This window comes from Shewanella marisflavi (assembly GCF_002215585.1).
Taxonomy (GTDB): Bacteria; Pseudomonadota; Gammaproteobacteria; order Enterobacterales; family Shewanellaceae; genus Shewanella; species Shewanella marisflavi.
Window position 1 is genome coordinate 835,721 of record NZ_CP022272.1, and the last position, 26,776, is coordinate 862,496.

Annotated in this window: 22 protein-coding genes; 10 read left to right on the forward strand and 12 right to left on the reverse strand. The window is 52.6% G+C overall.

Translation table 11 applies throughout. The features are described 5' to 3' along the window. Positions 1-67 precede the first annotated feature (67 nt). From CFF01_RS03745 to CFF01_RS03765, 5 genes are all read right to left on the reverse strand, one after another. Positions 68-670: a TatD family nuclease-associated radical SAM protein gene (locus tag CFF01_RS03745; protein ID WP_088903910.1), complete on the reverse strand. Its 603-nt coding sequence runs from the start codon at positions 668-670 to the stop codon at positions 68-70. A gap of 127 nt (positions 671-797) precedes the next feature. Further along, positions 798-3,959: an efflux RND transporter permease subunit gene (locus CFF01_RS03750; RefSeq protein ID WP_088903911.1), complete on the reverse strand. Its 3,162-nt coding sequence runs from the start codon at positions 3,957-3,959 to the stop codon at positions 798-800. After that, positions 3,959-5,173 (reverse strand): efflux RND transporter periplasmic adaptor subunit, encoded by a 1,215-nt coding sequence (locus CFF01_RS03755; RefSeq protein ID WP_088905864.1) that lies wholly within the window; start codon positions 5,171-5,173, stop codon positions 3,959-3,961. Before CFF01_RS03755 ends, CFF01_RS03750 begins: the two co-directional genes overlap by 1 nt. 224 nt (positions 5,174-5,397) lie before the next feature. Continuing rightward, the gene (srmB, locus tag CFF01_RS03760) at positions 5,398-6,624 is read right to left on the reverse strand and encodes an ATP-dependent RNA helicase SrmB (protein WP_033539954.1); all 1,227 of its coding nucleotides are present in this window, start codon (positions 6,622-6,624) and stop codon (positions 5,398-5,400) included. Between the two features lie 88 nt (positions 6,625-6,712). Beyond that, a complete protein-coding gene (locus tag CFF01_RS03765; RefSeq protein WP_088905865.1) occupies positions 6,713-7,441 on the reverse strand; it encodes a tRNA1(Val) (adenine(37)-N6)-methyltransferase in 729 nt (242 codons plus the stop codon). 477 nt (positions 7,442-7,918) lie between these two features. Here CFF01_RS03765 and brnQ point away from each other — a divergent pair, with 477 nt between their 5' ends. The 4 genes from brnQ to recJ all read left to right on the forward strand — a co-directional run bounded on the left by brnQ (position 7,919) and on the right by recJ (position 13,008). Then, a complete protein-coding gene (brnQ, locus tag CFF01_RS03770; protein WP_088903912.1) occupies positions 7,919-9,229 on the forward strand; it encodes a branched-chain amino acid transport system II carrier protein in 1,311 nt (436 codons plus the stop codon). 85 nt (positions 9,230-9,314) lie between these two features. Beyond that, complete coding sequence (xerD, locus tag CFF01_RS03775; RefSeq protein ID WP_198387117.1) at positions 9,315-10,220, forward strand: site-specific tyrosine recombinase XerD; 906 nt, start codon at positions 9,315-9,317, stop codon at positions 10,218-10,220. Between the two features lie 218 nt (positions 10,221-10,438). Next, entirely contained in the window at positions 10,439-11,164 is a 726-nt protein-coding gene (dsbC, locus tag CFF01_RS03780; RefSeq protein ID WP_033539956.1) for a bifunctional protein-disulfide isomerase/oxidoreductase DsbC, read from the forward strand. Between the two features lie 119 nt (positions 11,165-11,283). After that, a complete protein-coding gene (gene recJ / locus CFF01_RS03785) occupies positions 11,284-13,008 on the forward strand; it encodes a single-stranded-DNA-specific exonuclease RecJ (RefSeq protein WP_088903914.1) in 1,725 nt (574 codons plus the stop codon). Between the two features lie 134 nt (positions 13,009-13,142). On the opposite strand, the gene CFF01_RS03790 is transcribed toward recJ, so the two are convergent. Continuing rightward, on the reverse strand, positions 13,143-14,027 hold the full coding sequence (locus CFF01_RS03790; protein WP_088903915.1) for a DMT family transporter: 885 nt from the start codon (positions 14,025-14,027) through the stop codon (positions 13,143-13,145). An 891-nt stretch (positions 14,028-14,918) separates the two neighbouring features. Between CFF01_RS03790 and CFF01_RS03800 the strand changes: the two genes are divergently transcribed. Further along, complete coding sequence (locus tag CFF01_RS03800; protein WP_088903917.1) at positions 14,919-15,368, forward strand: DUF6174 domain-containing protein; 450 nt, start codon at positions 14,919-14,921, stop codon at positions 15,366-15,368. A 455-nt stretch (positions 15,369-15,823) separates the two neighbouring features. Here the strand turns inward: CFF01_RS03800 and CFF01_RS03805 are convergent, their stop codons facing one another. Next, the gene (locus CFF01_RS03805) at positions 15,824-16,981 is read right to left on the reverse strand and encodes a membrane dipeptidase (protein WP_088903918.1); all 1,158 of its coding nucleotides are present in this window, start codon (positions 16,979-16,981) and stop codon (positions 15,824-15,826) included. A gap of 161 nt (positions 16,982-17,142) precedes the next feature. Continuing rightward, positions 17,143-17,814, reverse strand: a complete 672-nt coding sequence (locus CFF01_RS03810) for a type 1 glutamine amidotransferase domain-containing protein (protein WP_088903919.1) — start codon at positions 17,812-17,814, stop codon at positions 17,143-17,145. Between the two features lie 111 nt (positions 17,815-17,925). Here CFF01_RS03810 and CFF01_RS03815 point away from each other — a divergent pair, with 111 nt between their 5' ends. Beyond that, on the forward strand, positions 17,926-18,807 hold the full coding sequence (locus CFF01_RS03815; RefSeq protein ID WP_088903920.1) for a LysR family transcriptional regulator: 882 nt from the start codon (positions 17,926-17,928) through the stop codon (positions 18,805-18,807). On the opposite strand, the gene CFF01_RS03820 is transcribed toward CFF01_RS03815, so the two are convergent. Together CFF01_RS03820 and CFF01_RS03825 are read right to left on the reverse strand one after the other, a co-directional pair. Next, positions 18,808-19,383 carry a TetR/AcrR family transcriptional regulator gene (locus CFF01_RS03820; RefSeq protein ID WP_088903921.1) on the reverse strand — a complete coding sequence of 192 codons (576 nt, stop codon included), beginning with the start codon at positions 19,381-19,383 and terminating at the stop codon, positions 18,808-18,810. A gap of 24 nt (positions 19,384-19,407) precedes the next feature. After that, positions 19,408-20,832 (reverse strand): coniferyl aldehyde dehydrogenase, encoded by a 1,425-nt coding sequence (locus tag CFF01_RS03825; RefSeq protein ID WP_088903922.1) that lies wholly within the window; start codon positions 20,830-20,832, stop codon positions 19,408-19,410. A 278-nt stretch (positions 20,833-21,110) separates the two neighbouring features. Between CFF01_RS03825 and CFF01_RS03830 the strand changes: the two genes are divergently transcribed. The 3 genes from CFF01_RS03830 to CFF01_RS03840 all read left to right on the forward strand — a co-directional run bounded on the left by CFF01_RS03830 (position 21,111) and on the right by CFF01_RS03840 (position 22,652). Next, positions 21,111-21,488: a SpoIIAA family protein gene (locus CFF01_RS03830; protein WP_088903923.1), complete on the forward strand. Its 378-nt coding sequence runs from the start codon at positions 21,111-21,113 to the stop codon at positions 21,486-21,488. Between the two features lie 205 nt (positions 21,489-21,693). Beyond that, entirely contained in the window at positions 21,694-22,125 is a 432-nt protein-coding gene (locus CFF01_RS03835; RefSeq protein ID WP_088903924.1) for a universal stress protein, read from the forward strand. A gap of 83 nt (positions 22,126-22,208) precedes the next feature. Continuing rightward, positions 22,209-22,652: a universal stress protein gene (locus CFF01_RS03840; RefSeq protein WP_088903925.1), complete on the forward strand. Its 444-nt coding sequence runs from the start codon at positions 22,209-22,211 to the stop codon at positions 22,650-22,652. Position 22,653: 1 nt separating this feature from the next. Here CFF01_RS03840 and CFF01_RS03845 read toward each other — a convergent pair whose 3' ends face one another. Then, positions 22,654-23,232 (reverse strand): TetR/AcrR family transcriptional regulator, encoded by a 579-nt coding sequence (locus tag CFF01_RS03845; RefSeq protein WP_088903926.1) that lies wholly within the window; start codon positions 23,230-23,232, stop codon positions 22,654-22,656. 131 nt (positions 23,233-23,363) lie between these two features. Here CFF01_RS03845 and CFF01_RS03850 point away from each other — a divergent pair, with 131 nt between their 5' ends. Further along, positions 23,364-24,404, forward strand: coding sequence for an alkene reductase (locus CFF01_RS03850; RefSeq protein ID WP_088903927.1), 1,041 nt, complete (start codon positions 23,364-23,366; stop codon positions 24,402-24,404). An 80-nt stretch (positions 24,405-24,484) separates the two neighbouring features. Here CFF01_RS03850 and CFF01_RS03855 read toward each other — a convergent pair whose 3' ends face one another. Further along, positions 24,485-26,656 carry a TonB-dependent siderophore receptor gene (locus CFF01_RS03855; RefSeq protein WP_088903928.1) on the reverse strand — a complete coding sequence of 724 codons (2,172 nt, stop codon included), beginning with the start codon at positions 26,654-26,656 and terminating at the stop codon, positions 24,485-24,487. Positions 26,657-26,776: the final 120 nt, after the last annotated feature.

Here is a 26,776-nt window from a genome sequence, read left to right on the forward strand (position 1 = left end):
AGTGATTTTGCGGCTATGTTAGCATGATTTTCGCCGCATAACACAGCCGCTTACATTCCGGTAACGCTTAACCGACTACGCCCAGCTTTCTATGTTTAAACTCTGCCTTGGCCGCCAACACCTGCTCGCGGCAGCGGTCAATATCCACCCCTTCTAATCCCTCGATGGCCGAGACCTGAACCTCGCCAATATACTCAGGTGCCAGACGAATAAAGTCCCATAGGGCTTCATAGGAGCCCTTAAGTTTAGGTCGACAATGAGTGAGATAGTCAGCTTCTGTGTCGGTATTGAGGGAGATAGAGAGGGCGTCAACCACCTCTGCCAGCTCTGGCAGAATATTACGGCGGTGAAATAGATTGCCCAGACCATCAGTGTTCACCCTTACCCTGCCGCCTCGGCGTTTGATCTCGCCTGCCACCTTAAGCAGGGTATTAAGGTTAAGCGTTGGCTCGCCATAGCCACAGAACACATATTCATCGAAATGACTGACATCGCCCAGTAGGGGGATGATCTCTTCACTCTTAGGTTGATGGTCTAGATCCAATTGATACTCGTGCACCTGCTTGCTGCCGTTATGTTTAGGACAGAATTGGCATCTGAGGGTGCAGCGTCCTGTGATGTTCAGGTAGCGGCTGCCGCGTATATCGTAGACTAAGGTAGATTGACTCATGGCGATGTTGGGCTAAATTTTTGGCTTAAAGGCAGGTGAATGGTGATGGCGTGAGTCTAGCGTTTTTTACCGGGCTAAAACCTCTGCTGGATCAAAAAGGGAGGCCAAGCCTCCCTTTTTAAGTTGATTACTCGCCTTGACGCTGGCTTCTTGGCTGCCACCACCAACGGATGAGGCGTCCCAGTGCCTGCCAAATGCGTCTCAGCAACTTTCTGATATCATCAAGAATTATGTAGAGCACAGGCACAAGGATCAGGGTTACCAGGGTCGAGAACAAGATACCAAAGGCCAGCGAGGTGGCCATGGGGATCACGATCTGCGCCTGCAGGCTGCGCTCGAGTATTATGGGCACCAGGCCGACGAAGGTGGTCATAGAGGTGAGGATAATCGCGCGAAAACGATAGCAACCTGCGTCTATGGTGGCATCTTTAAGCGGCAAGCCCTGTGTCCGGGCGCGGTTAACAAAGTCCACCAGGATCAGCGAGTCGTTCACCACTACCCCTGCCAGCGCCACGATACCACACAGACTCAAGACGCTCATGGAGAGCCCCAAGATAAAGTGGCCAAATAGGGCGCCGATGATGCCAAAGGGGATCACCGACATGATGATCAACGGCTGGCTGTATGACTTGAGCGGGATCGCCATCAAAGCGTAGATGGTGAACATGGCAAAGAAGAAGCCTTGGATCAGGCCTAACATGGCGCTCTGCTCGTCGGCGCTACCACCATCTAACGTGGTAGAGATGTGGCGATACTTGCTCTCTAAGTAGGGCAGGAAATCCTTTTGGATCTCGCCGACCACCTTAGAGGGCTCGACCTGATTTTTGTTGGCGTTGGCGATCACCGTAATGGCGCGGCGTCCGTCTACGCGAGTAATAGAGGAGTAGGAATCACCCAGCTCGATATCCGCGACGCTCGAGAAGGGAACCGAGGTGCCTTGGGGCGTGCGGATCATCATGTTTTCCAGATGTCCCAGGGTGCGACGCTGCTCGAGCGGGTAACGCACCATCACTTTCACTTCTTCCTTGTTACGCAAAATGCGCTGGGCCTCAAAGCCGTAGAAGCCATAACGCACCTGACTGGCCAGATCCGACAGGGTCAGCCCCAGGGCTTCGGCTTCGGGCTTGATGGCCAGGCGGATCTCGTGGCTACCGGACGAGTAGTTGTCTGAGATATCGTACACGCCCTCATAGGTGCGTAGCTTCTGTTTGAGCTCGTCGGCCGCTTGGGAAAGCTGCTCAAGATCGCTCGAGGTAAGCCTGAAGGAGATATCGCCGCCGGCATCATTGGTGCTGGCGTTGATATTGAGTTTCTTCACCGAGATCAGCTCTGGTAGCGCCTTGCGCCAGGCATCGGCGATGGTGACGCCGTCTACCTCTCTGTCTTCCCCTTTGGTGAGTTCGGCAAAGATAAAGGCTGATGTACGTGAACCCATATTGATAAAGCTGTGCTGCACTACAGGCTTGCCGTACTCCTCTTCCATCTGATCGTTCATCACATAGAGGGCGTTTTCGATCTCCTTGACCACCTTGAGGGTGTTGGCCTCAGAGCTGCCTACATCCATCTCTAGGCGCACTTGGATAAAGTCGGAAGGAATATCGGGGAAGAACACCCAACGTACCTTGCCACTGGTGACCAGCGCAATTGAGAGGATAAGCACACCGATAAAGGTGGCGACCACATTGTATCTGTGTTCAATACAGTGACCGATAAATACCCGGTACTTATGGTGGATGAAGTGTTGCACCTTGTTGTTGAGCGCCATCTTGAAGCGCACAAACGCATTGGGGTTGTCATTGGGGCGGCGCGGTTTTAGGTGTGCCAAATGAGCCGGTAAAATCAACTTGGACTCGACCAGCGAGAACGCCAGACAGAGGATCACCACCATACCGATAGATTTCCAGATGATGGCCATCGGACCGGACACCATCAGCATGGGGATGAAGGCGGCAATAGTGGTTAATACCCCGAAGGTCGCGGGCATGGCGACGCGCTGTGCCCCTTTGACCACATTGTCTAATGAGTGCCCATGCCGTTCTATCTCGGTATAGGCGCTTTCGCCGATAACGATGGCATCATCCACCACTATCCCCAGCACCAGAATAAAGGCAAACAGGGTCAGCATGTTTATCGATAGCGAGAAGGGCTCTAGCGGCATGAGTAACATGGCGCCGAGGAAACAGACGGGCAGGCCCATCATGACCCAGAACGCGAGACGCAGATCCAGGAAGAGTGCCAGAATGATAAACACCAGTAGGGCACCGTAGAACATGTTCGACAGCATCATGTTCAGACGTCCCTTGAGGTAGTGGGTGAGATCCCCCCAAGTATCTAGTTTGGCATATTCAGGCAGTGTGCCGCGGCGCTCCTCGACAAAGTCTTTGACTTGAGAGGAGATATCCAGCGCGTTTTGATCGTCGACGCTCAGCACCTCGATAATGGCGGCAGGCTTGCCGTTAAAGCGGGTGTATTCCAGGCGTTCCTCGAAGTCGTCGCGTATATTGGCCACCTCGGGCAACATGATACGGCTGCCGTCCTGGCGGGTCTTAACCACAATTTGGGCAAAGTCCTCGCCTGTGTAGGCCTGGCCTTTGGTACGCAGCAGAATGTCGCCATCTTCGGCACGAATCGAGCCGCCGGGTAGATCTATGGAGGAGTTACGTACCGCTATCGCCACATCGGCGAAACTCAGGCCATACTCTCGCAGCTTGTCTTCAGAGACCTCTATGCCGATCTCATAGTCTCGCACGCCAGTGACCTGAGCGCGGGTCACGGCCGGCAGGGCGGTGATCTCTTCGCGAATGCTTTTGGCCAGCTCCTTCATCTCATGCAGACTCATGTCGCCATAGACAGAGACCCAGATGACATTGTTTTCTGGCTTGAGGCGGAAGATATTGGGCTTCTCGATATTGTCGGGGAAGGTGGCAATTGCGTCGATTCTTAGCTTGGCTTCATCGAGAATATCCTGGGGATCGAAACCATCTTCAACCTCAATGGTGACATTGCCTGAGCCTTCACTGGCCACTGAGGTCACCTTTTTGATGCCGCTAATATCCTGGATCGCCTCTTCGATCTTGATGTTGATCCCCTCTTCGATCTCTTGCGGGGCTGCGCCTGGATAGGCCACGGAAATTTGCAGATAGTTCAGCTCAAAGGAGGGGAAAACCTCCTTGTTAATCAACACTGTGCTAAATAGACCACCGATTAGCAGCACCACCATCAAGAGGTTCGCCGCCACGCTGTTGCGGGCAAACCAGGCAATAATGCCCTTGTTTGTATTGCTCTCCATTACTGTTCCCCTGCTGCCACTAAGGTTTGCTGGGACTCTTCATCTTGATCTAGGCTTTGTGGTTTTTCTTCTTCGCCAATCACCTTGACCACTTGGCCTGTAGACATGTTGTTGATGGTGGTGAGCGAGATGCGTTCGCCGTCTTTGAGGCTGTCTTTGATATAGACGTTTTCGATATCGCTGCGTACGACGTTAACCTCACGCATCTCTAGCGTGTTGTCGTCGCGCACCACGGCAACATGATGCTCTCTGACGATGTAGCGTGGTAATTTGACTATGCCTTCGACGGTGCGCCCCTTGATGATAGCGTTAACGAAGCTGCCATACTTGAGCGGCAGTTGGCCTTCAACCGTATGCTCTCTCAGGTAGGGATCTTTCACCTCAGCCACCAGATAGACCATGCGGTTGTCAGCGTCGATCACCCCTTCACTGCGTACAACCTTGCCTGTCCAGCTCACAGTGCGTCCGGCAAGCTCGGCGCTCAGGGTGACTTGGGTGTCGGGATTATCTATCGACTCCAGATAGGCCAGTTCTTGGTTGGCCAGTGGCAGGCGGATCTCGGCAACGCGGGTGTCATACAGCTCGCCCAGGTTAGTTCCCAAGGTCACATATTGACCCAGATCCACGTTGCGAGCCTTGATGATGCCGTCGAACGGCGCGCGAATCGTCGTGCGCTCCAGGTTACGCTGGGCACGCGCCAGCGCGGCCTCAGCAAATTTTACATTGGCTTGCTCTTTCTTGAGTTGAGGCAGACGCAGACCCAGCTCAGGGGGGACACCGCCGTCATAACCTTTCCAGTCGTTCTTAGCGACTTCACCACGGGCGATCTCTTCATCCAGGGCCGCCTTAGCCTGAGCCAGGGTAGCCTGAGCCTGCATCAGATCGGCTTCATAATCAGAAGGTTCTATCTGCGCCAACATGTCGCCGCGTTTGACTATGCCCCCAGCAACAAATTTGTCAGAGATGGTCAGCATACGCCCCTGCACCTCTGTGACTAATTGCGTTTTGTTTTTAGGCTGTACCACACCGTAGGAGGGGAGATTCAGTGAAACGGTTTCACTCTTAACGGGCATCACATCGACAATAGGTACTGGTACCTCTTCCTCTTTCTGCTCAGGCGTTTTTTGTGTGCTCATCATAAGCTGGGCCAGTAGGCCGAAAACGACCAGAATAAAGAGGGGGGGAAGGACTCTTCGTAAGATAATTTTTATCATTGACTTCATGCTATTCCATGCTGAGCGTAATGCCTTATAAATTACCAGAGTCTGCTACGGTGACAAAAGTCTTTTTGTAAATAAATTGTGTCAAATTTGACGAAAAGTATGAATTTAACATATTGATAATCCAGTGAAGAGCAGTTAATTGATATCAGTTTGTTAAATTGGCATAAAAAAAGCGCCCCATGGGGACGCTTTTTTATACGCAGTTTGTTTATGCCTTAGCCCTTTTTCTTGGCCTTTCCTTTCTTGGCGGTTTTCTTATCCGCGCTCTTGGCCTTTTTCTTGGTGGGGATCTTGGCTTCTTTGTGTTTAGGCCGCAGTGAATCGATGACTCGACGTTTCAGTGGCTGCTCAATATAGCGTTCAATTTTAGCCACTACACGCATGTCATGGGCTTCAGCCAGAGAGATCGCCGTGCCTTTGTTGCCGGCGCGACCGGTACGGCCGATGCGGTGTACATAGGTGTCGGCCGAGCGTGGCATGTCGAAGTTGATCACATGGGTGATGCCGTCGATATCGATACCGCGGGCCGCTACGTCAGTGGCCAGCAGCACATTGACTTCCCCTTTGGTGAATCGGCCCAGAGCCTGAAAACGTGCCTTCTGCTCCATGTCGCCGCGCATAAAGGCGCAGGTGATCCCTGCCTGTTGCAGCTGGCCTTCGAGGCTGGCGACAACGTCACGGGTCTTGACGAAAACGATGGCACGACTCACCTCTTCGCGCTTGAGGATATCGCACAGCAGGGCAAACTTATGATCCTTGTCATCGGCAAGGTGCAACCATTGATGGATCTTGGCCTTCTCGCTGCGCGGCGGCTTGGTTTCTATGGTGATGGGATTCGACAGCAGCATCTCGGCAAATCGACTGACGCCGCCGCCTTCGAGGGTCGCAGAAAACAACATATTGTGTTTACGCCCTTGAGCCTGGATAGCGATCGCCTGCACCACAGAGGAGAAGCCCATATCCAACATGCGGTCGGCTTCGTCGATCACTAAGATCTCAACCGATTGCGCATCGAAAAGGTCTTTATCCAGATATTCCATCAAACGGCCCGGTGTTGCCACCAGAATGTCGATATTGTCCTTGAGCGCCTTCTCTTGAGGGGCATAAGGCACACCGCCGGTGATGATGGCGATATCCAGATCCAGTCCTGTTGCCAGGTGAGAGGCGTATCTGTGTACCTGGCTGGCCAGCTCACGGGTAGGAGTGAGGATCAACACGCGCGCATGCCCAGAGAATCGACGTGGGAAGTCCAGCAGATGTTGCAACGCTGGCAGCAGGAAGCTGGCAGTTTTACCGGTTCCGGTTGGTGCCCTGGCCATAATATCTTTATGTTCCAGAGCTAACGGAATCGTCTGTTGCTGGATGGTCGTGGGGGTAAGATGCCCCATCGCCTTGAGCGACTCAAGCAGGGTGTCGTCAAGGTGGAAATCTTCAAATTGCATGCGCTGCGTCTCTCAAAATAATAGCGCGGCATTATACACCCAAAGCTGGCTAAAGTGCGAGGCCGCCAGCAAGGGCAGAAGCGGAAAGTTAAAGTTTCAGGTAGAAGGCTCGCGTGAGGGCGATCATCGCCTCGCTATAGTGGCCTTTAGAGTCTCTGACACAAAGGGTTTGGGTTGCGACTGGGTGGTGGCAATCCTCGTCCTGGTTTTTGTCTGGCTGATGACCAAGGGTCAGCAGGTGTCTATGGGCTGTTTTACCGCTGACGCTGGCGACATCGAGTCTGACCTGCAGGCTTAATTCATGGCTGGGGAGCAGGCCAAGAAAGCGTTCGATGCTGGCGCTTGGCAAGATGAGGCTCGCCTGGCCTGTTGGGCTCAATAGCTGCTTAATCGCCTTAAGGAGAGCATCAAAGCTCAGGCTGTCTGTGTGTCTGGCCTGGGCGCGCTTGTCACATTGCGACTGAGGACCGTTTTCGAAGTAGGGTGGGTTGCAGAGGATATGGTCAAATTTTGTGTGGGCTTGAACATACCAATCGAGCAGGTCCGCCTGGATTAACGTGATGCGATCAGTCCAAGGGCTCTGGTCGATATTGTGCTGGCAATCTTGCGCCGCTAAGGGCTCTATCTCTAAGGCGGTGATATTTGCATGACTGCGCTGAGCCGCCATCAGGCTCAGTAGGCCGCTACCGGCGCCGATATCCAGAATGTTTTGCGCCTGAGTGAGCGGTGCCCAAGCGCCAAGCAATACGCCATCTGTACTGACGGGCATGCCGCAGCGGCTGTCATCGATATGAAATTGTTTGAAGGAAAAGGGCATTAACCTGTTGCCGTGTTCATTACGCTGGGGCGCCATTGTACGTTATCGCGCCAAAGGCAGAAAGCTTGCTGTTACGAGGGCGTAAAACAGTGAATTTCGCTAGGAGTAAATGTTGTTTCTTGTGAAGGGTGAAATCAGTTTGTGGGTTAATTGTTAAAGTTTGGCTCTTATTTGCGCCCTTGTTAGGCGGGATTCTTGTGTCTTAATTAGCTTTTTGCTAATAGTAGGTGCTCTTGTTGGGGCTGAAAGCCTTGATTTGAGCCAGGTAAGCCAGTTTGAATGCATTTTTAGCGTTAGTTAATCCTGCTGTCGTTCAAGAAGTAGCCAAGAATGGGCTAGATTTACCACGGAGACGTGTAATATTAAGTTTACACGCAATGAAGGTCGCGGTCATTGGTTAATTATTTCCACTAAGCGATTAAGATCATTACATAAAGCAGATTAACGGGGCGTTGTGTGCAAAACAATAAATTAAGTATGACAGATACATTAGGCTTAGGTTTTATGACCTTTGCCTTCTTCCTAGGGGCGGGTAACCTTATCTTCCCGCCTTTGGCCGGATTTCTTGCCGGTGAGAATATGTCTTGGGCCATGTTGGGCTTCTTGCTGACGGCCGTGACCCTACCACTGATCACTCTGATTGCCGTGGCTAAGGCCAATGGTAAGGTGATGGGCTTGCTACCGCCTCTTGCCGCGACCCTACTGGCGATTGCTATCTATATCATCATTGGCCCAGCCTTTGCGGCGCCCCGTGCTGGTTTGGTTGCCTATGAGATGGGCTATAAGCCTTTTATTGAAAATGCCGAGGCGAGTTTCGAACTGGCTGGTGTGGTATTTACCAGTGCACAACTGCTCTATACCATCATCTTTTTCGGCCTTGCCATGCTGCTGTCACTCTTTCCGGGCAAATTGCTCGATAGCGTAGGCAAGGTACTGACTCCTATCATGATCGTTTTGCTGGTCGGGCTGGCGTTGTCTGTGGTTATCCTGCCTGGTTCTGAAGTAGGACAAGCGGTGGGTGACTATCAAGCCAATCCGCTGACTAAGGGCATCATCGAAGGTTATAACACCATGGATACCTTGGCCTCGCTGATCTTCGGTATGTTGATTATCGATCTGCTGCGTAAGAAGGGCATTAATGCTCCAAAGGAGCAGACTAAATATCTGGTACGCGCAGCCTTTATCGCGGCTGGTGGATTGGCATTTGTATATGTTTCGCTTTTCTACCTGGGCGCTAGCGCTGGCGATCTTGCGGCGGGTGCCGACAATGGCGGGGTGATCCTGACTAACTATGTGAACCATCAGTTTGGTGCTACTGGGCAGGTGCTACTTGCCGCCGTGGTCACCCTAGCCTGTTTGACCACAGTGGTCGGTCTGGTCTCTGCCTGCGCCGAGTACTTCAACGAATTGATGCCTAAACTGTCTTATAAGTTACTGGTTGTTGTGATTAGTATTATCACCGCCGTTGTAGCTAACGTCGGCCTTGCACAGCTGATTAGCATTAGCATCCCTGTACTGGTGACTATCTACCCGGTTGCCATTGCGCTGGTAGCTGTGACTTACCTGACAGAACGCTTTGCCCAGCCGGCTTTTGCCCATCGTATGGTGCTGAGTGTGGCACTGGTGTTTGGTATCATTGATGGCCTTAAGGCGGCAGGTGCCGACATGAGCATGTTCGATGCTATGCCACTAAGCGGTCAGGGAATGGCATGGCTCATTCCGACAGCCATTACCATCTTTGCCTGTTTAGTGGTCAAACGCCCACGCAATGAGACAGTGTTGAATTGATGTCGTTTACGCCAATAGCGTAAGATAACGGTGTTAGCTCTAAGAGTTAGCACCGTTTTTTTTAATCTGATAAGGGAGTTTATATATGTCCGACCCAGTTCATCATATGGACCCGCTTATCGAGCCCTTTCTGGATGATCTTTGGGCCGCCAAGGGGCTAAGCGATCATACCCTTCAAGCCTATCGTAGTGACCTGTGCCATTTCGACCGTTATCTGCAGAAGCAGCGCCTGACACTCAGCAGCGCCGCTCAGGGTGATGTACGTGCCTATCTGGCCCAGCGAGTCGAGCAAGGCTTTGCTAAGACCAGCAGCGCCAGACTGCTCAGCAGTTTAAGACGTTTCTATAAGTACCTGTTAGCCAAGAAGCTGATTGAGCTCGATCCCATGGCGATGATCAAGCCGCCCAAGTTGGCGAGAAAGCTGCCCGACTCCCTAAGTGAGGCCGATGTGGAGCGGCTACTGGATGAACCCAATATAGAAGATCCCGTCGAGGCCAGGGATCGTGCCATGCTAGAGCTGCTCTATGCCAGTGGGCTGCGGGTGTCTGAGCTGGTGGGGCTGACCTTAGATCAGATGAGCCTAAGGCAAGGCGTGGTGCGCATCGTCGGTAAGGGGGGCAAAGAGCGCCTGGTGCCCTTTGGTGAACAGGCTGTGGCGGAGATCGAAGCCTATCTTAAGTCTGCCAGATTTGAGTTGTTAAAAGGGAAGGCCAGCGATGTGGTGTTTCCCTCAAAACGGGGCAATATGATGACGCGGCAAACCTTCTGGCACAGGATTAAGCTCTATGCTCAGCGCGCCGGTATTGCCGTGCACCTGTCACCCCATACCCTAAGACATGCCTTTGCTACCCATCTGCTCAATCATGGAGCAGACTTGCGTGTGGTGCAGCTATTGCTGGGCCATAGCGATCTCTCAACCACCCAAATTTACACCCATGTGGCTAAAGCCAGATTGGCGCAGCTGCATCAGGCGCATCACCCAAGAGGCTAGTTGCCAAGCGCATTGGATATCAGTAGGCAGTGACTAATGTGTCACTTTGCCATTATTCGTTTGCTTTCATTGTGATGAGCATGTAACTTTTCAGCCTTTAGGCCGGTCTATAAAAATGACATATTGCTCGTAGCAAGTTTTAGTAACAATTTAGGTTGGAATACCGACAGCCTAATTTGCTTTAATGCTATGAGCCCTAACACCCTATAGGAATTCGAATGAAGTTTACCCGAGCGCTCACCTTAGTTGTTGCCATGGTGGCCACCCCCCTGATGGCGGCATCAAATAACGTGGTCGAAAATGGCGACCAGTTGAAGCAGAAATTGTCAGACACATTAGGTGTTGAGGTGCAAAACCTTAGCCAGTCTCCGATTCCTGGCCTGTATGAGGCGATCACTAACCGTGGCGTCCTCTATATCAGTCAGGATGGCAGTAAGCTGTTCCACGGTAGTTTGTATGATCTCGATAACGGCATGAAAAATCTGACCGAGGCGGCACTGGCTGGCCCACGTAAAGAGGCAATCAAACCGTTTGAGCAAGATATGCTGGTTTATAAGGCCAAAAATGAGAAGCATGTGATCACTGTGTTTACCGACATCACCTGTGGTTATTGTCGTAAGCTACACAATCAGATGGACGAGTATAATAACTTAGGCATTACCGTTCGTTATCTTGCCTTCCCACGTCAGGGCGTGCCGTCTAAAAATGCCGTGGATATGGAGGCCGTATGGTGCTCAGCCGATCCACTCAAGGCTATGACAGATGCCAAGGCGGGCAAGCAGGTTTCCGGTGCTAAGTGTGATGCTAAGATTGCTCAGCAGTATCAGCTTGGTCAGAGTCTTGGGGTAAACGGCACGCCAGCTATCGTGCTGGAAGACGGTACCATGATCCCAGGATATCAGCCGCCTGAGCAGCTTATTCAGGTGCTGGATCGCATCCAATAAGTTGCTAACGCGCGAAACAAGGTGAGCCTGGGCTCACCTTTTTTTTGGCCATCTTTTGCTGTGTGTTCCTAGCTGGCTTTGCTATGCTAGCGGCAAGATTTTTTGAGGTTGTTTAAGTCGTGATCCATAAGATAGTACGCCGCCCTAAGGTAGATGATAGCCATCTGCCGAATCATCTTTCGCCCATCTTAAAGCAAGTCTATGCCAGCCGAGGATGCACCACGAGCGACTGCGAGTTAGCGCTGGCTAACCTACTGCGCCCCGATACGTTAAAGGATGTAGATAGGGCCGCGGCCATTATTGCCGACGCGATGGCCCAGCAGCAATCCATCTTGATCGTGGGCGACTTCGATGCCGACGGTGCCACCTCCACCAGTGTCTGTCTGCTGGCTCTGAGAATGATGGGCGCTGCCAATGTGGATTACCTTATCCCTAACCGATTCGATTATGGCTATGGTCTCAGTCCTGAGATAGTGCAGGTGGCCCAGCAAATGGGGGCGCAGCTGCTGATAACCGTTGATAACGGTATCTCCTCCATCGAGGGGGTCGCCGCCGCTAAGGCCTTGGGAATGCAGGTGGTGATCACCGACCATCACCTGCCGGGTCAAGCTGTACCGCAGGCCGATGCGATAGTGAATCCTAACCAGCTGGGTTGTGGCTTTGCCAGTAAGGCGATCGCCGGGGTTGGCGTAGCCTTCTACTTAATGTCAGCCCTGCGCGCCGAGCTGCGCAGTCGTAACTGGTATCAGGCTAAGGGCATTAATGAGCCTAATCTGGCGACCTTGCTGGATATCGTGGCCTTGGGCACAGTGGCGGATGTGGTGTCACTGGATACCAATAACCGCATCTTAGTGGACGCCGGGCTCAAGCGGGTGCGCGCCGGGCGCTGCCGTCCAGGGATCACAGCTTTATTAGAGGTGGCCAAGCGTAACACCTCGCGCATCGTGGCCTCTGATTTTGGTTTTGCCGTTGGCCCCAGGCTAAACGCCGCCGGCCGTCTCGATGAGATGGCTTTGGGGGTCGAGACCTTGTTGTGTGACGACATGATGCGTGCTCGGCGCATGGCGAGCGAGCTGGATGGTCTAAACGCCGAGCGGCGCGAGCTGGAAACCGGCATGCAGCAGGAGGCACTAAAGAGCCTAGAGAGCCTGTCCCTTAATGAGGCTGAGCTACCCTGGGGTATCGCCCTCTACCAGCAAGACTGGCATCAGGGGGTGATAGGTATCTTGGCGTCGCGGATCAAAGACAAATACCACAGGCCAGTTATCGCCTTTGCCGAAGCGGGGGAAGGCGAGATCAAGGGCTCGGCTCGCTCTATTAAAGGCTTGCATATGCGCGACCTGTTAGAGCTGATCAATGCCCGTCATCCTGGAATGATCATCAAGTTCGGCGGCCACGCCATGGCGGCGGGTCTGTCGCTGCGTGCCGGTGAATTCGAGCGTTTCGCCAAGGCCTATGATGAGGCGGTGCGTGAACTGTTAGCGCCCGAGCAGTTGACTGGCGAGATAGTCAGCGACGGCGAACTAAGCCCTGCTCAGCTCAATATGGCGCTGGCCAGAGAGCTTCGCAGCGCTGGTCCTTGGGGGCAAAATTTCCCCGAGCCGATATTTGATGGCGTGTTTCGTATCCTGCAGCAGCGGATTGTGGGTGAGCGTCACCTCAAACTCGTGCTTGAGAGTGAATGCGGTCAGACCATGGTCGATGCCATTGCCTTTAACGTGGATCTCACCACCTGGCCCGATGCCACCATTCAATATGCCGAAGTTGCCTATAAACTGGATATCAATGAGTTTCGTGGTAATGAGAGCCTACAGCTCATGGTGGAGCAGATCGAGCCTAAGTAGCCTTGTCATTAAGGCTGGTGCTTACTTTGCCGACAGGCGGTATTTTTTGAAATAGCATCTGATGGCCTTATTTTTGATACGCTTTTGGCTTTCGGCTACGTCCTGTCGCTGACAGTCAAAGGCGTAATAATACCCTATTGTTTCTTCGATTTGACTTCATTGCAGGCTCTATTACCTTGTTTACTCATGACAAACAGGGCGATGCCGCCGAGGACGGCGATGGAGGCGATGAGGAGTCTCGTGGTCATGGCTTCGCCGAGCCAGATAAAGCCGCCAAAGGCGGCAATCACAGGTACGCTAAGTTTCACCGTCGCGGCGGTTACCGAGGTGAGTGAGGGCAGCACTAAGTACCACAGGGCGTAGCCCAGGCCCGAGGCGAGGGCACCAGATGCCACGGCGTAGCCAATCCCGGTGGCGCTGATAGTCTCAGAATGGACGAGCAAGGCAAACGGCACCAGGGCCATGGGCACCGTGCGGATAAAATTGCCCGCCGTGGCCAGGGTTGGTCGATCAGTACTGCGACCGAGTAAAGAGTAGACCCCCCAGGAAATACCCGCGATTATCATCAGCACGGCGCCGACTAGGGATGGCGCGCTCACCCCCGGCAGTACCAGCCAAACCAAACCCGCTCCGGCCAGTAGCGCCCCTATTGTCTGTTTTCGATTTATCCGCTCGCCAGACCACAGACCGTAGAGGATCATGGTTATCTGCACCGCACCAAACAGCAATAAGGCACCCGTGCCAGCGCTTAGGCTGTTGTAGGCAAAGGAAAATGCGACTGCATAACCAAATAGCGCCGCTGCCGACAGCCAGTTGCCGCCCAGGCCGCCAGTGCGAATGTGAGGTGAAACCAGTATCCCCAGCATCAGGGCGCCGGAAGCGATACGTATCAAGGTGAAACTGGCGGCGCCGATACTGCCCGATGCCAGAGCCTCCCGGCAAAACAGCGAGTTGGCCGCGAATGCCAGCATAGTGACCGAGGTGAGTAATAGCAGGCGTATCCTTGAAAGTTGGGGCATGGTTAACCTTATGCTTGGGGGGCTTAGCGAGTCATATTCGTTATTCATTTCAGTGTATCGTGGGATTGACCGATTGCCACAGTGGTTTAGCGGTTGAGCTTTTGGCGGCGCTCTTGTTTGATTAGGGATTTGAAGGTCGTACCTTCGCTGCTATCTAACGCCTGCCCGGCGGGGGAGTGCGCAGATACGCCCGTGACACGCTGTTCGCCATCTGACCTCCAAGGATGGAGGAAATGCCAAAATATGTAGGGAACATATTTGGCCTTGGCCGCTCTGCGGTTTCATCCTTGAAACCGAAGGTCACAGGCGTATCTGCACTCGGTGTTCAACGTCTCTTCGATTTGACTGGATCTGTTGCTATTAAGGTGAACAGCTTTTGGTTGCATGTTTGTTTATTGAGGGATTTGAAGGTCGTACCTTTGCTGCTATCTAACGCCTGCCCGGCGGGGGATGTGCAGATACACCCGTGACACGCTGTTCGCCATCCCTGGCCGCTCTGCGGTTTCATCCCTGAAACCGAAGGTCACAGGCGTATCTGCACTCGGTATCCATCGTCTCTTCGATTTGACTGCATTTGTTGCCGATAGATAGGAAAACTTAGTGCATCTTTGCCGCTTTGTTATCTATAGGTGGCAAACCGTGTGATTAAAAAGCTCTTAAATTCATGTGCTTAAGCTTAAGTTTGTTAGGCGGGAGGTTTGGAAAAGCACATGCGCATTTTTCTGGATGGTGTATTTGAAGTAAAGGTGATAACTTCGTTGCAATACAATTAGTTAACAATGCGCGTGTTCACGGTTCTAACGAGGTAAACGCACATGCGCACTAATAAAATGTTTGGTATGCGTGAACATCGGCATTACGTTGCTCACCTTAACAGGGCTTTAGAGTTTTATGCAAATATTCGATACCCGCAATCCATATTCAATCTTCTTTGTATTAGGAACGATAATAGTCCTAATATTTAGTTTTTGGGGAATTGGGCATCAATCGGTAAACTCTCAAACACGCGAAAAAATAGCGAGACAATTGGAAATTTGGAAACAAAATGAACCTGAAAGGTACAGCTATGTTGCCCAAGAAGGTTGTATGTATGTAGCAGGATCAAAAGTTTTAGTCGTAAATGGTGTAGCACTTTTTGAGAAACTTGGTGAGCACGAGCATGAATTAGTTATTGACGATCTTTTTAAAGCTGCAAATAAAGGGTTATTTGAAGCTGCAAGTATGGAAATTAAATACCACCCAAAATTTGGATTTCCAGAAGTAATTGAAGTTGATTGGAGTAAAGACACAATAGATGACGAATGCTTTTATGAAATTAGTAAATTCAAAGTCATCGAGTAAAAAACTCTAACAAGGCCATCATGGCAATTGGACGCAAAACGCTTGGCTTGCGCTCATTCTTCGCTAAGTTTAGCCAACAATTTTAAGCTCGGTAGCGAGGTGCTACCCCTATAAATTCGATCTAAGTGGGTTAGAACAAAAAATCTAACATTGGAAATGTCCGGAACTTTCCCATGTCGTGTAATCGAAGAGATGGATAACCGGGTGTAGATACGCCGGTGAGCTTCCGAAACAGGGATGTTTCGGCAGAGCCTAAAGGGACTTATTTACGGCGTCTCACAGGCGTATCTGCACATTAGCCTGCTGCAGGCAATTGATACACCATGCTGTCTTGGTTAAAGGATGCCTTTCAAATACGAAATCGGGTAGATGTTCTAAAAGGATACTTTAAGAAAGCGTCATTAGGCTGGCCGCTAACCAGTCTAGGTTAGAGTAACCAGCCTGGGTCAGAGGGACTAGCCTAGTACCTCGGCCAACACCCGCTGCCAATTCCCCCCCATGATTTTAACGCGATCGCATCTTCTGAATCCGGCGCGGGATAGGGCACTGTCGATACGCTCCATGCGCTCGATATGGTTAAGCTCTGGGATCACCACATGCTGCGGTTCGTGGTCGAAGCCGAGTACGCCGCGTGCCCTAAGGCTGTACCACCACTCAATGTATTGTTTCACTCCTTCGGCGTTGTCATTACCCAGCGCCAATAAGTTTTCGTGGCCCCGCAGCGGATAGTCGTTGGCAATCGCCACGGCGTCGATGCCGCCGACATTGGCCACATGCTTGAGCTGCGCCAGGTAGTGGTCTGTGGTGGGTGTGTGCTCAGTGGTGAGCCAGAAGGTCATCATAAAGACGCCGAATAGGCCGCCGGTATCGGCGATCGCCTTGATCACCTCATCGGGTGAGCAGCGGGCGTGATTGACGATGGCACGCACGGCGCCGTGGCTCTGCACTATGGGCGCGCGGCTGGCCCTGGCGCTATCTAGTGCCGACTGAGGGCTGGAGTGGCTGACATCGAGCAGCATCCGCTTGCTGTTGAGCTTGTCGATTAGCTGATGGCCGGCCTGGGTGAGCGGTAGGTTGAGTCCCTGCTTGCCGTCGTTGTCCAGTGCGCCGCCGCTAAACAGGTTGCCATAGTGGTGGGTAAGCTGCAGTACCCTAAGGCCGCGCTCATAAAACTCATCCACCTGATTGAGATCTTGATTTATGCTCTGCTCGACGCAGTCGGCGCCCTGAATTTGAAAGAAGACGGCAGTGCGTCCGCTTTCATGGGCAAGCTCGATATCCTTGGCGCTGCGCCCCAGCAATAGTTTGTCTGGGTTGGCGTTTACCCGCTCTAAGGCCTCGCTGATGCTTTTGACACAAGCCTTGTAGGTGCGTTTGTAGTTTGTGGTGCCATCGGCCTGTTCTATGGCTTCGATGGCTGAGATATCACACAGGTAGGCATCAAGCTTTGAGGCGCTGAGATCGGCTAAGTCGTCGGGCAAAAAGGAGAGGCCATCGATATAGAGGGCTTTTTGAGTCGCTTTTGCCCATGCAGGGAGGGGGGCTAGCTGAGTCAATAGACCGGCAGCGGCCAAGCCCTTAAGTAGATGGCGTCGTTGCATTTGCACAGGCATATAGCGCTCCTCATATAGTTGTTATTATCGCGGCAAATCAATGGGATTAAGCTGCTGATACTAACATCAAACCATCTGGCAGTGGAGCTTTGCGGGACACTCATGGCCATTGAATTAGCCATTGAATTAGCCACGGAAATGACCATGAGTGTCGGTTGAGCTTAAGCTAAGTGTGCGGCAATCGCCTTACCAACGGAGCCAGCACTGGCAGGGTTTTGCCCGGTAATGACTCGTTGATCTTCTATGATGAAGGCATTCCACGGCTGGACCTTGTTATAGCGCTTTGCGCTGCGGGTCAGTGCTTCTTCGAGCAGGAAGGGGATCTTATCTATGGTGCCATAGTCGATCTCCTCTTCACGGGTAAAGCCGGTTACCGATTTGTCGGCAATCAGTTTTTCGCCATTGCTCAGTGTGATGGGCAGTAAGCCGGCTGGTCCGTGACACACGGCGCCAATGACACCACCATTTTCGTAGTGCGCCGCACTGAGCTGGGCAACGGCTTCATTGGTGGCCAGATCCGATAGCAAGCCAAATCCACCCGGATAGTAGATAGCGCTGTATTGCTCAATATCTATCTGTGAGGCGGGAATGGTATTGTTGACCCGGCTGATAAACGAGGCGTCCTGCAACATAGATGCGTTGACCTCATCACCTTCGATATCTGTGCCATATAGGGGGGCCTTGCCGCCGTCGATTGAGACAAGATCATAATCAAGGCCTGCGGCTAATAGCTCATGCAGCGCATGGGTGAGTTCTGGCGCAAAGGTGCCATTGGCTTCGTCAGTGGTGCCGAGTGTGGCGTGGTTTGTCAAAAAGATGAGTACTTTTTTCATGGTGCAGAGTCCCTGTTATTACAAAGTGGTCTCATTGTAATTGTTGCAGGTTGTTGTGATAATCCATCAAGTTTGCAAATTAATATTGTTATATAGCAACAATGGTGATGCATGGATAGTTTTGAGGGGATTGTCGAATTTATTGCGGTTGCCGAGTCTAATGGCTTTTCGGCGGCGGCACGCCAACTGGGAAGTTCGACCAGCCATGTGAGTCGTCAGGTGGCGAGGCTTGAGGCGCGGCTTGGCTGCGCCCTATTTGCAAGGACCACTCGCAGCGTTAGCCTGACACAGGCTGGGCTGGGTTATTATCGCCAGTGCCAAAACCTGATGGTGGGACTTAGACAGGCCAATGAGGAAGTGAGTCAGCAGCAACAGCAGCTCAGTGGCACCCTGAGGGTTAGTGCGGCCGGGGCGTTTGCCGAGCAGTATATCGCTCCGGTATTGATCGATTTTGCCAGGCAACATCCCGCCTTAACCATAGACATGGACTTCAACAGTCGTATGGTTAACTTTGTCGAAGATGGTATCGATTTCGCGATTCGCTTTGGAATGTTAAAAGACTCAGGCCTGGTGGCGCGTAAGTTAGCGAATCGAGACATGATGGCGGTGGCAAGCCCTGAGTATCTGGCCGAACATGGTACTCCTAAGACGCCTCAGGATCTCAGGTTGCATAGCTGCATCATCTCTAACAATGATCACTGGCTGTTTCAACAAGACGATATAGAGCTGAACATCAAGGTGGAAGGGCGCTGGCGCAGCAACAATGTGCCAGCGGTGATCGCGGCAGCAGAGCAGCATTTGGGGATTGCCTATCTGCCTAAGAGTAGCTTTATCGTGCCGCTGGCTAAGGGCAGCCTGGTTCCAGTGTTGTCACCCTATTGGAATCGCGGCCTCACCAGCTGGATTGTTTACCAAAACCGCCGTTTCTTACCCATGCGGGCGCGAATGGCTATCGACCATCTGATTGCACATTTTGCCGATTGGCAGGAGTGATCACCGCGCGGCCATGGCATTCCAGAAGAGGGCAAAGCTAGCGGCGCGCTGCTCTTCATCTTGCCAGCGCTCAGGGTGGTCGACAAAGTAGCGGGTGGCGGCCAGGTATTGGCCGTGGCAGTTGTCTTGCATCAGCTCAATGGGATATTTAGCCAGCTCGCCACTTGCCTGCCCCTGTCGGATCAATTCGGCAATAAAGCCTAGGATGCTGTGCATCGCCTGAGCGCGCACCGACTGCTCGACGGTTGGCGACATCGAATAGAGCTGAAAAAAAGCCTGTTTGAGCGGATTGGCCATGGCCCAGGTGAGCGCGGCAAACCACAGCTGCTTGGCATCTTGCTTAAGCTTGCCACTCTTGCTTGCACCCGCTTGTATGGCGTCGGCAAACTCCTGTTTGACGCCGAGAAACAGCTGCTCGAGCAGCTGCTCTTTAGAGGGAAAATGGTGAAACAGTGTGCCTGTGGCTACGCCTGCCTCGCGGGCGATGGTGGCCGTGCTGGTAGCGTGAAAGCCCTGACTGACAAAAAGCTGCAGGGCGGTATCTAAGATGGCTTGTTTCTTCTGACTTTTGCCCATGGCAATCTCTCTCAATCTCAACCTTTAGCGTAAAAATAGCTTCATCAGCAGCCGCTGAATGGCAGTGCCATAGGGAGGGTGTACCAGCTTGCCGGTATTGAGCTTGCCACGGCTCAGTATGGTCTTGGCGTGGCTCATGGTGAGGAAACCTTCCTTGCCATGGTAGTGGCCCATGCCTGAGGGGCCGATACCGCCAAAGGGGGCATCGTCCGCCGCCACATGGAATACGGTTTCGTTGATGCACACACCGCCCGAGTGGGTCTGGTTGAGTAGACGCTGTTGGGTATCGCTATCGAAGCTCATGATATAGAGCGCCAGCGGACGAGGGCGGTCATTCACATAATCGATCGCCTGCGCCAGGTTGTCATATTCGATGATGGGCAGCAGAGGGCCGAAGATCTCCTCCTGCATGACGAGCATCTGCTCGTTCACCCCAGTGATCAATTGTACCGGCAGCTTGCGGCTGTCGGGGGTAAGGGTTTCCTGAGAGCTTGGGATGATCTGCGCCCCTTTGTCGCGGGCGTCTTGCAGCACCGCCTGTAGGCGCTCGAATTGTCTTGGATTGATGATGGCGCCGTAATCTGGGTTATCAGCTATCTCACCGTACATCTGCTTAAATTTGGCGATAAAGGCCTGTACGAAGGCGTCGCTCTTGCCTTTAGGTAGCAGCACATAGTCGGGAGCGACACAGATCTGTCCGGCGTTAAGGCATTTACCGTAGATCATCCGCTCCACGGCGGTATCCAGTGGCATGTCCGGGGCGATGATCACAGGTGACTTGCCTCCCAACTCTAAGGTGACTGGCGTGAGATTGTCGGCGGCGGCGCGCATCACATGGCGGCCAACCGTGGTGGAGCCGGTAAATAGCAGGTGATCGAAGGCCAGTGCCGAGAAGGCGGCGGCGACGTCGGCTAGCCCTTCGATAACGGCAACCACACTCTCATCAAACAGGTCGGCGAGCATCTGTTTGAGTGCCTTGTTGGTCTCTGGAGTGAATTCAGACAACTTGATCATGGCGCGGTTGCCAGCCGCAAGCGCCGTGATCAAGGGGCCGATGGAGAGCATCACAGGGAAGTTCCACGGCACTATGATGCCCACGACGCCCAGGGGCTGATACTGCACCTGCACCTTGGCGGGCGCTAATAAAATCCCCGCGTGGCGACGGCTGGGCTTCATCCAACCTTTGAGCTTTTTCAGTGTGTAGTTGATGTTGTTGACGCAGGGCATGATGTCGGAGATGCGGCTGTCATCACTGGATCTGTGGCCATAATCGGCATTGAGGGCATCGACGATCGCCTGTTGATGGCTCAGCAGCGCCTGCTTAAGGGCGATAAGCTGTGTCTCGCGTTGCTGCCTAGATGGCGCCCCTTGCTCACGAAAGCTTGCCTTCTGTCTGGCGAGCAGCTGATTGAGGCTTTGGCTTATGTCGAGATTTGCGGGCATATTCATCTGGCTATCCATCCTGTCTGCGTTAAGTCTTTGATAAGCGATGACGCCATTTTTTACGGCGTCATAGGCGTGTTTCAAAAACCGACTGATTAGTCGGTCTAATATTATGTCAAGCTTGAAGTTAGGTCAAATCCTGAGCGATATCCGAGCAAAGTGTGATCTAGATCAAATGCGTGGTGATGGGATGAAAACTAAAATTTAGTTAGGGTCTGTTGAGCTTTGCTGTTTGTTTTTACAGCAGACCCTAGGCACTTTTGTTGTCTTGGCAGGAGGTTGTCATGAGCACTGAGTTACATGGTATCGCTATCGGTATAGAGCGAAATCAGGAGAATGTTTATCTCACCTTTAAGGCGGTCGGCAAGTTGACCCATCAAGATTATCTGCAGATGACGCCGCTACTCGAATCTGCCCTGGCCGGGGTTGAGAGCCCTGAGATCCTGGCGCTTATCGATATTACTGAGCTCGATGGTATTTCGCTACATGGTGCCTGGGACGATCTCAAGCTGGGGATAAAACATGGCAAAGAATTTAAGCGGGTTGCCATCGTGGGTGAGGGTGATGTGCAGCAGTGGATGACGCGTGTGGCAAACTGGTTTACCTCGGGTGAGTTTAAGTTTTTCGAGGATAAAAAGAGCGCGCTCGCCTGGTTGTTCTAGCCAGTTTAGTGCTTGATCTTCGTCAGTGGTGAATGGATTTGAGCTTAGCGATTAATCTTAGTTTAAGTAGTGGCTTGCGCAGCACTTGGGTATTAAGGTTAAGGGTGATAAAGGGCGCTGCAAGGGTAGGGAACTGTCAAGCCTGTGTCACCTTTATCCGCTATGCTTAAGTAAAGTGATTGCCGATTGTGCTAAGGAGTAACAAATGAGAAAAGGTCAAATTTTATGCCCGACAGATTTTTCTGACACGGCGTCCCATGCCCTGTCTTATGCTATCGAAATGGCAAATCTTTATCAGGTGGGATTTCGCCTGCTCCATGTGGTAGAGCAGCCTATGGGTGATGAGAATTTTCAGATCTTGGCTATCACGCCCGAAGAGCTTGCCAAATCGATGGAAGAGGCAGCCGGCGAAAAAATGAAGTCCTTGCTGGCTAAACTCGATAGTAATCTGCCTATCGAGACCATGATACGTCGTGGCGATCCCGTTACCGAGATTCTGGCCGAGGCGGAAGAGAGCAATGTAGGCATGATAGTGATTGCCAGCCACGGCCGCACAGGCTTGTCTCATTTTCTGCATACCAATGTGGCTGAATCGGTGGCTAACCGCGCCAAATGCCCCGTGCTGGTGGTGAAATAGAGTTGTGCTCAGATAGCACCGAACTAGCTTAGCGGGTCTGCCAAATCGGGGCGCGGCGAACGCTATATTTGAGGAGGTGTACTATGCGTACACGTCAAATACTGTGCCCAACGGATTTTTCCGAGACGGCATCACACGCCTTGGGTTATGCCATTGAGATGGCGACCCTCTATGGCGTCGATCTACGTATCGTTCATGTGGTGAGCGAACCTTACGGCGCCCATAACTATGGGATTGTAGTGGAGAGTAACGAGGAACTAGAGCAGCATCTGCATGCCTATGCCAACGGCAAGTTGGGAGAGGTGGTGAGAGAAGCAAAGATTAAGATGCCGCCAAACCTCAAGGTCCATAGCGAGGTTCGCTCCGGTGGCGTACTGGGCCAAATCTTACTCGACGCCGAAGAGCATGATGTGGGCATGATAGTGATCGCCAGCCACGGCCATACCGGTCTGGCACATCTGCTTAATCCCAGTGTGGCCGAGGAGTTGGCCAATAAGGCTAAATGCCCAGTGATGGTAGTGAAATAGCCTAACTGCGGCAGGTGTCTTGAAGAAGTTGCTGCGCCAGAGCGTGCAATACCTCTGGCGCGGGTTTGGTATGGGCAAAGGTTCTGAGCCCATAGATCCCCATGATGAAATAGCGCGCCAGGTGGCCGCCATCCCCTTTAATCTCGCCCTTGACGATAGCCTGTTCAAACTGGGCTTCCAGCGTCTGTTGCCAGCCGTCGAGATGTAGCTTAATAGCGTCTCTTATCGACTCATCTTGTTCAGCCACTTCATTTAGGGCCTTGGTGAGCAGGCAGGCTTTAGGTGTGCCCTCGCACAGACACTCATCGACTATGCCGGCTAAATAGCGTTTAAGCTGCTCGACGAAGGGGAGTGACGAGCTGAAGCAGGCCGTTAGCTCGGCGTGACGGTCTTGACCATATTGTTCGATGACCGCAAGCAGCAGGCCCTGCTTATTGTCGAAGGCGCAGTAGATGGAGCCAGGGTGTAACCCTGTGGCCTTGGTGAGATCTTGCATACTGGTTTTGGCATAGCCCTTGTCGATAAAGGCATTCATGGCCTGTCTCAGTACCTGCTGGCGATCAAATTCGGCGTTGCGCATCTGGCTCTTCGTGTTGTTGCTTGGGCGATAAAGGGCATTGTACTTAATTTTGAATGTTCGTTCAAAAAAGATCTTGAATTGATCCTAAGCAGGCGTTATCTTGAACGCTCATTCAAGATAGAGACCCGAATATGACTGCCAATCTTTTTGAGCCTTATGCGCTTAATGCCAGTATTACCCTTAACAATAAGATTCTCATGGCGCCGCTCACTCGTTGTCTGGCAGACGATGACTTGGTACCCACTCAGGCGATGGCGGACTACTATGCTCGCCGTGCCGATGCCGGACTTATTATCTCCGAGGCGGTGATTATTCGCCCCGATGGCCAAGGCTACCCCAACACGCCTGGCCTGTTTACCCCAGAGCAGATCCAGGGCTGGCAGAAAGTCACTGCCGCCGTTCACGCTAAAGGCGGTAAGATCTTTGCCCAGTTGTGGCACACCGGCCGTGTGGCGCACTCACATTTCTTCGGTGGGCAGATAGTGGCGCCATCGGCGGTTAAGATTGAAGGTACAGTGCCACGTCAGCGTGAACTGGCCTATGAGGTGCCTAAGGCGCTGACGACTGAAGAGATAGCTCAGTTGGTGGCCGACTATTCACAGGCTGCGGCGAATGCGATCGATGCCGGTTTCGACGGCGTCGAGATCCATGGCGCTAATGCTTACCTTATCGATCAGTTCTTGCATCACGACAGTAATCGCCGCGATGATGAGTTTGGTGGTACGCCAGAGAATATGGCGCGCTTCCCGCTGGCTGTGGTCGATGCCATCGTTAAGCGTATCGGCAATGATCGCACAGCGCTGCGCGTATCGCCCGGTGCCTACGTTAATATGCAGGGTGACAGCCGTGATCGCGCCGTGTTCGACTACTTCTTAAAGCAGTTGGAGTCTCGTCAGCTCGCTTATCTGCATGTGGGGATATTCGATGACGCCATGGAGTTTGATTATCTTGATGGCCGAGTGTCTGACTATGTGCGTGCGCATTATGGTCAAACCTTAGTGGGCGTAGGAAGCTACACGGCAGAGACTGGCGCGCGCGCCATCGCCGATGGACGCTTCGATCTGTTAGCTATTGGTCGTCCCTTTATCGCCAACCCAGACTATGTCGCCAGGGTGCGCGATAAGCAGCCGCTGGTGGAATATTCTGATGCTATGTTGGCCGAGCTGGTTTAATTAGATATTCGATAATTTATTCAAAGAGTTGCTATTAAAAAGGGCATATAGGTTTTCCTATATGCCCTTTTTACGTCGGGTTAGATCTTCCAGCTAAGGGTGGCGCTGTAGTTTGCGGGAGCGCCATAGAAGGCCTGAGCCCAATAGAGACTGTTGAGATATTTCTCATCGGTCACATTGTTGGCGTTGACGCTCAGTTGAACGTTCTCGTTAAACTGATAGCGGGCCATAAGATCGACGATGGCGTACGCGTCCTGCCGGGTAATGATCTCTTCGCCCGCATTATCAAAGCCATCGCCAACCACGCCCTGATGACGCGAGATATCGTCCTGCCAGCGCATGTTCATCCCAATCGATAAGCCTTCGATGGCGGCGACATCGTAGGTGGCGGCGAATTTGAGCAGGCGGCTTGGGGTATAGGCCGCGACTATCTCGGCGTTTTCGTCGTGACCATCAATATCGAAGTCGGTAAAGCCCAGGCTCAGGTTGAGGCCATCAAATACCTCTCCGGCGACTTCAAATTCATAGCCCTTACTGTTAATGCCATCGGCGCCTATGTAGCGCTGGTCGGTCGGCGGCAGATCCGCAGTGCGTGGATCTGGCACGGCCAGATTGACCTGTTGAATGTCGAAATAGGCCAGGCTGGCGATAAGGCGACCATTAAATAGCTCGCTCTTAAGACCTATCTCCTTACTTTCACCTGTAACAGGCGCCAGCAAGTTATCGTCGATATCCTTCTCGGTTTGCGACTTGAAGGTCTCGGTATAGCTGGCATAGGCCACTAATTCAGGAGTGATGCGATAAACGGCGCCCAGGTAGGGGATAAACTGGCTATCTTCTACATCTTGTAGCTTGCTGTAGGAGACCCCTTCGGCCTGCCACTTATTGAAGCGACCACCGGCGATAAGATGGAAGCCCTCGAACAGGTTAAAGCGACCGGTAAAGTAGGCGGCTTGCTGCTTAGCGCTGACGTCGCTGCCGCGGGGGCTGTCGGCAAAGATGGGCTTGGGCGTGTTACCATCCCAGTCGTTGAGATCTGGCATGGCCGGGAAACCGTTGCCCGTGGTGTAGTCATATAAAGAGGTGTCGATATAGTCCACCTTGGCATAGTTCACCCCGGCGACCAACTGATGCTCGCGGCCAAACAGGCTGACTTCGCCATCGACATAGATATCTACCAGATCATGACTCTCGTCGAGATCGTATTCGCTGCCATAGCCGGTGAGACCCAGGCCGGTTTCTCGGTCGGGCGTGCCGTAAACATAGAAAAGTTCGGTATCTTCATCGGTACTCTTGTGAGAGTAAGTCGCGCGTAGACGCCAGTCGTTGCCGAAGTAGTGACTTAACTCCACCACGGTATTTTGCTTGATCACCTGCCAGTTAGACCAATCGGCCGAGGTGTTGGTGGATCTATCGTAGTGGGTTGGGCTGCCATCTGTATAGTAGAGCGGCAGCGCGCCCCAGTTATTGCCCGTAGCATCGTTGTTGATGTAGCTGTGGCTGACCGACAGGCTGGTGTCGTCGCTCAGGTTAGCCTCCAGGAAGGCATAGAGCACGCTCTTATCTGTCTCGTAGCGATCGAGGTAAGACTCCTTTGTCTGTTTCACTGCCACCACGCGCCCGTCAAAGGTGTCGTTAAGGCGGCCACTGGCATCGGCCTCCACCCTAAGGTTGTTGAAGCTGCCGTAGCTGGCCTGCAGATTAAGCTGATTGTCAGCCGTTGGGCGCTTACGAATAAAGTTGACCGTGGCAGAGGGATTGCCCACGCCCGTCATCAGGCCGTTGGCGCCGCGGATCACCTCGATGCGATCATAGATGGCGGTGTCTTCGTCGGCATGGTTGTTACCCGAGGTGAGCGGCAGGCCGACGCCGTCTATCTGAAAGTTGGTGATGTCGAATCCGCGCGCCGTGTAGTAGGTGCGGTCGGTCTCGATACGCTCAACATTGATACCTGTCGCACTGTCCAGGGCGCTGTTGATGTCATTGAGCTGGAAGTCGTCGAGCTGTGCATCTGTGATCACCGAGACAGACTGAGGAATGTCGACAATGGCCAGATCCAGCCGTGAGGCGCCGCCAACTGAATGGGCGTTGTAGCCTTGCACATAGCGTCCGCGAACCTCGATCTTCTCGATCTGTTCATCGACCTGTTGCTTTTCTTGGTTTGTCTGAGCGGTTTGGGTTTCTGCATGGCCAGGCATGGAAGTCATGCTTAGGGCACAGAAGATTGCGAGCGAAATAGGCTTTAGTTTCATGATCTGTCGTCATCTTAGCGAAAGAGGAATAGTGAGGAGTCGTGCAAGCCGTTGAGGCTCGGCATGCCGTCCAAATTAACGCAACAAAGGATACCCAAAAAAAGCATCAGCTTAAATAGT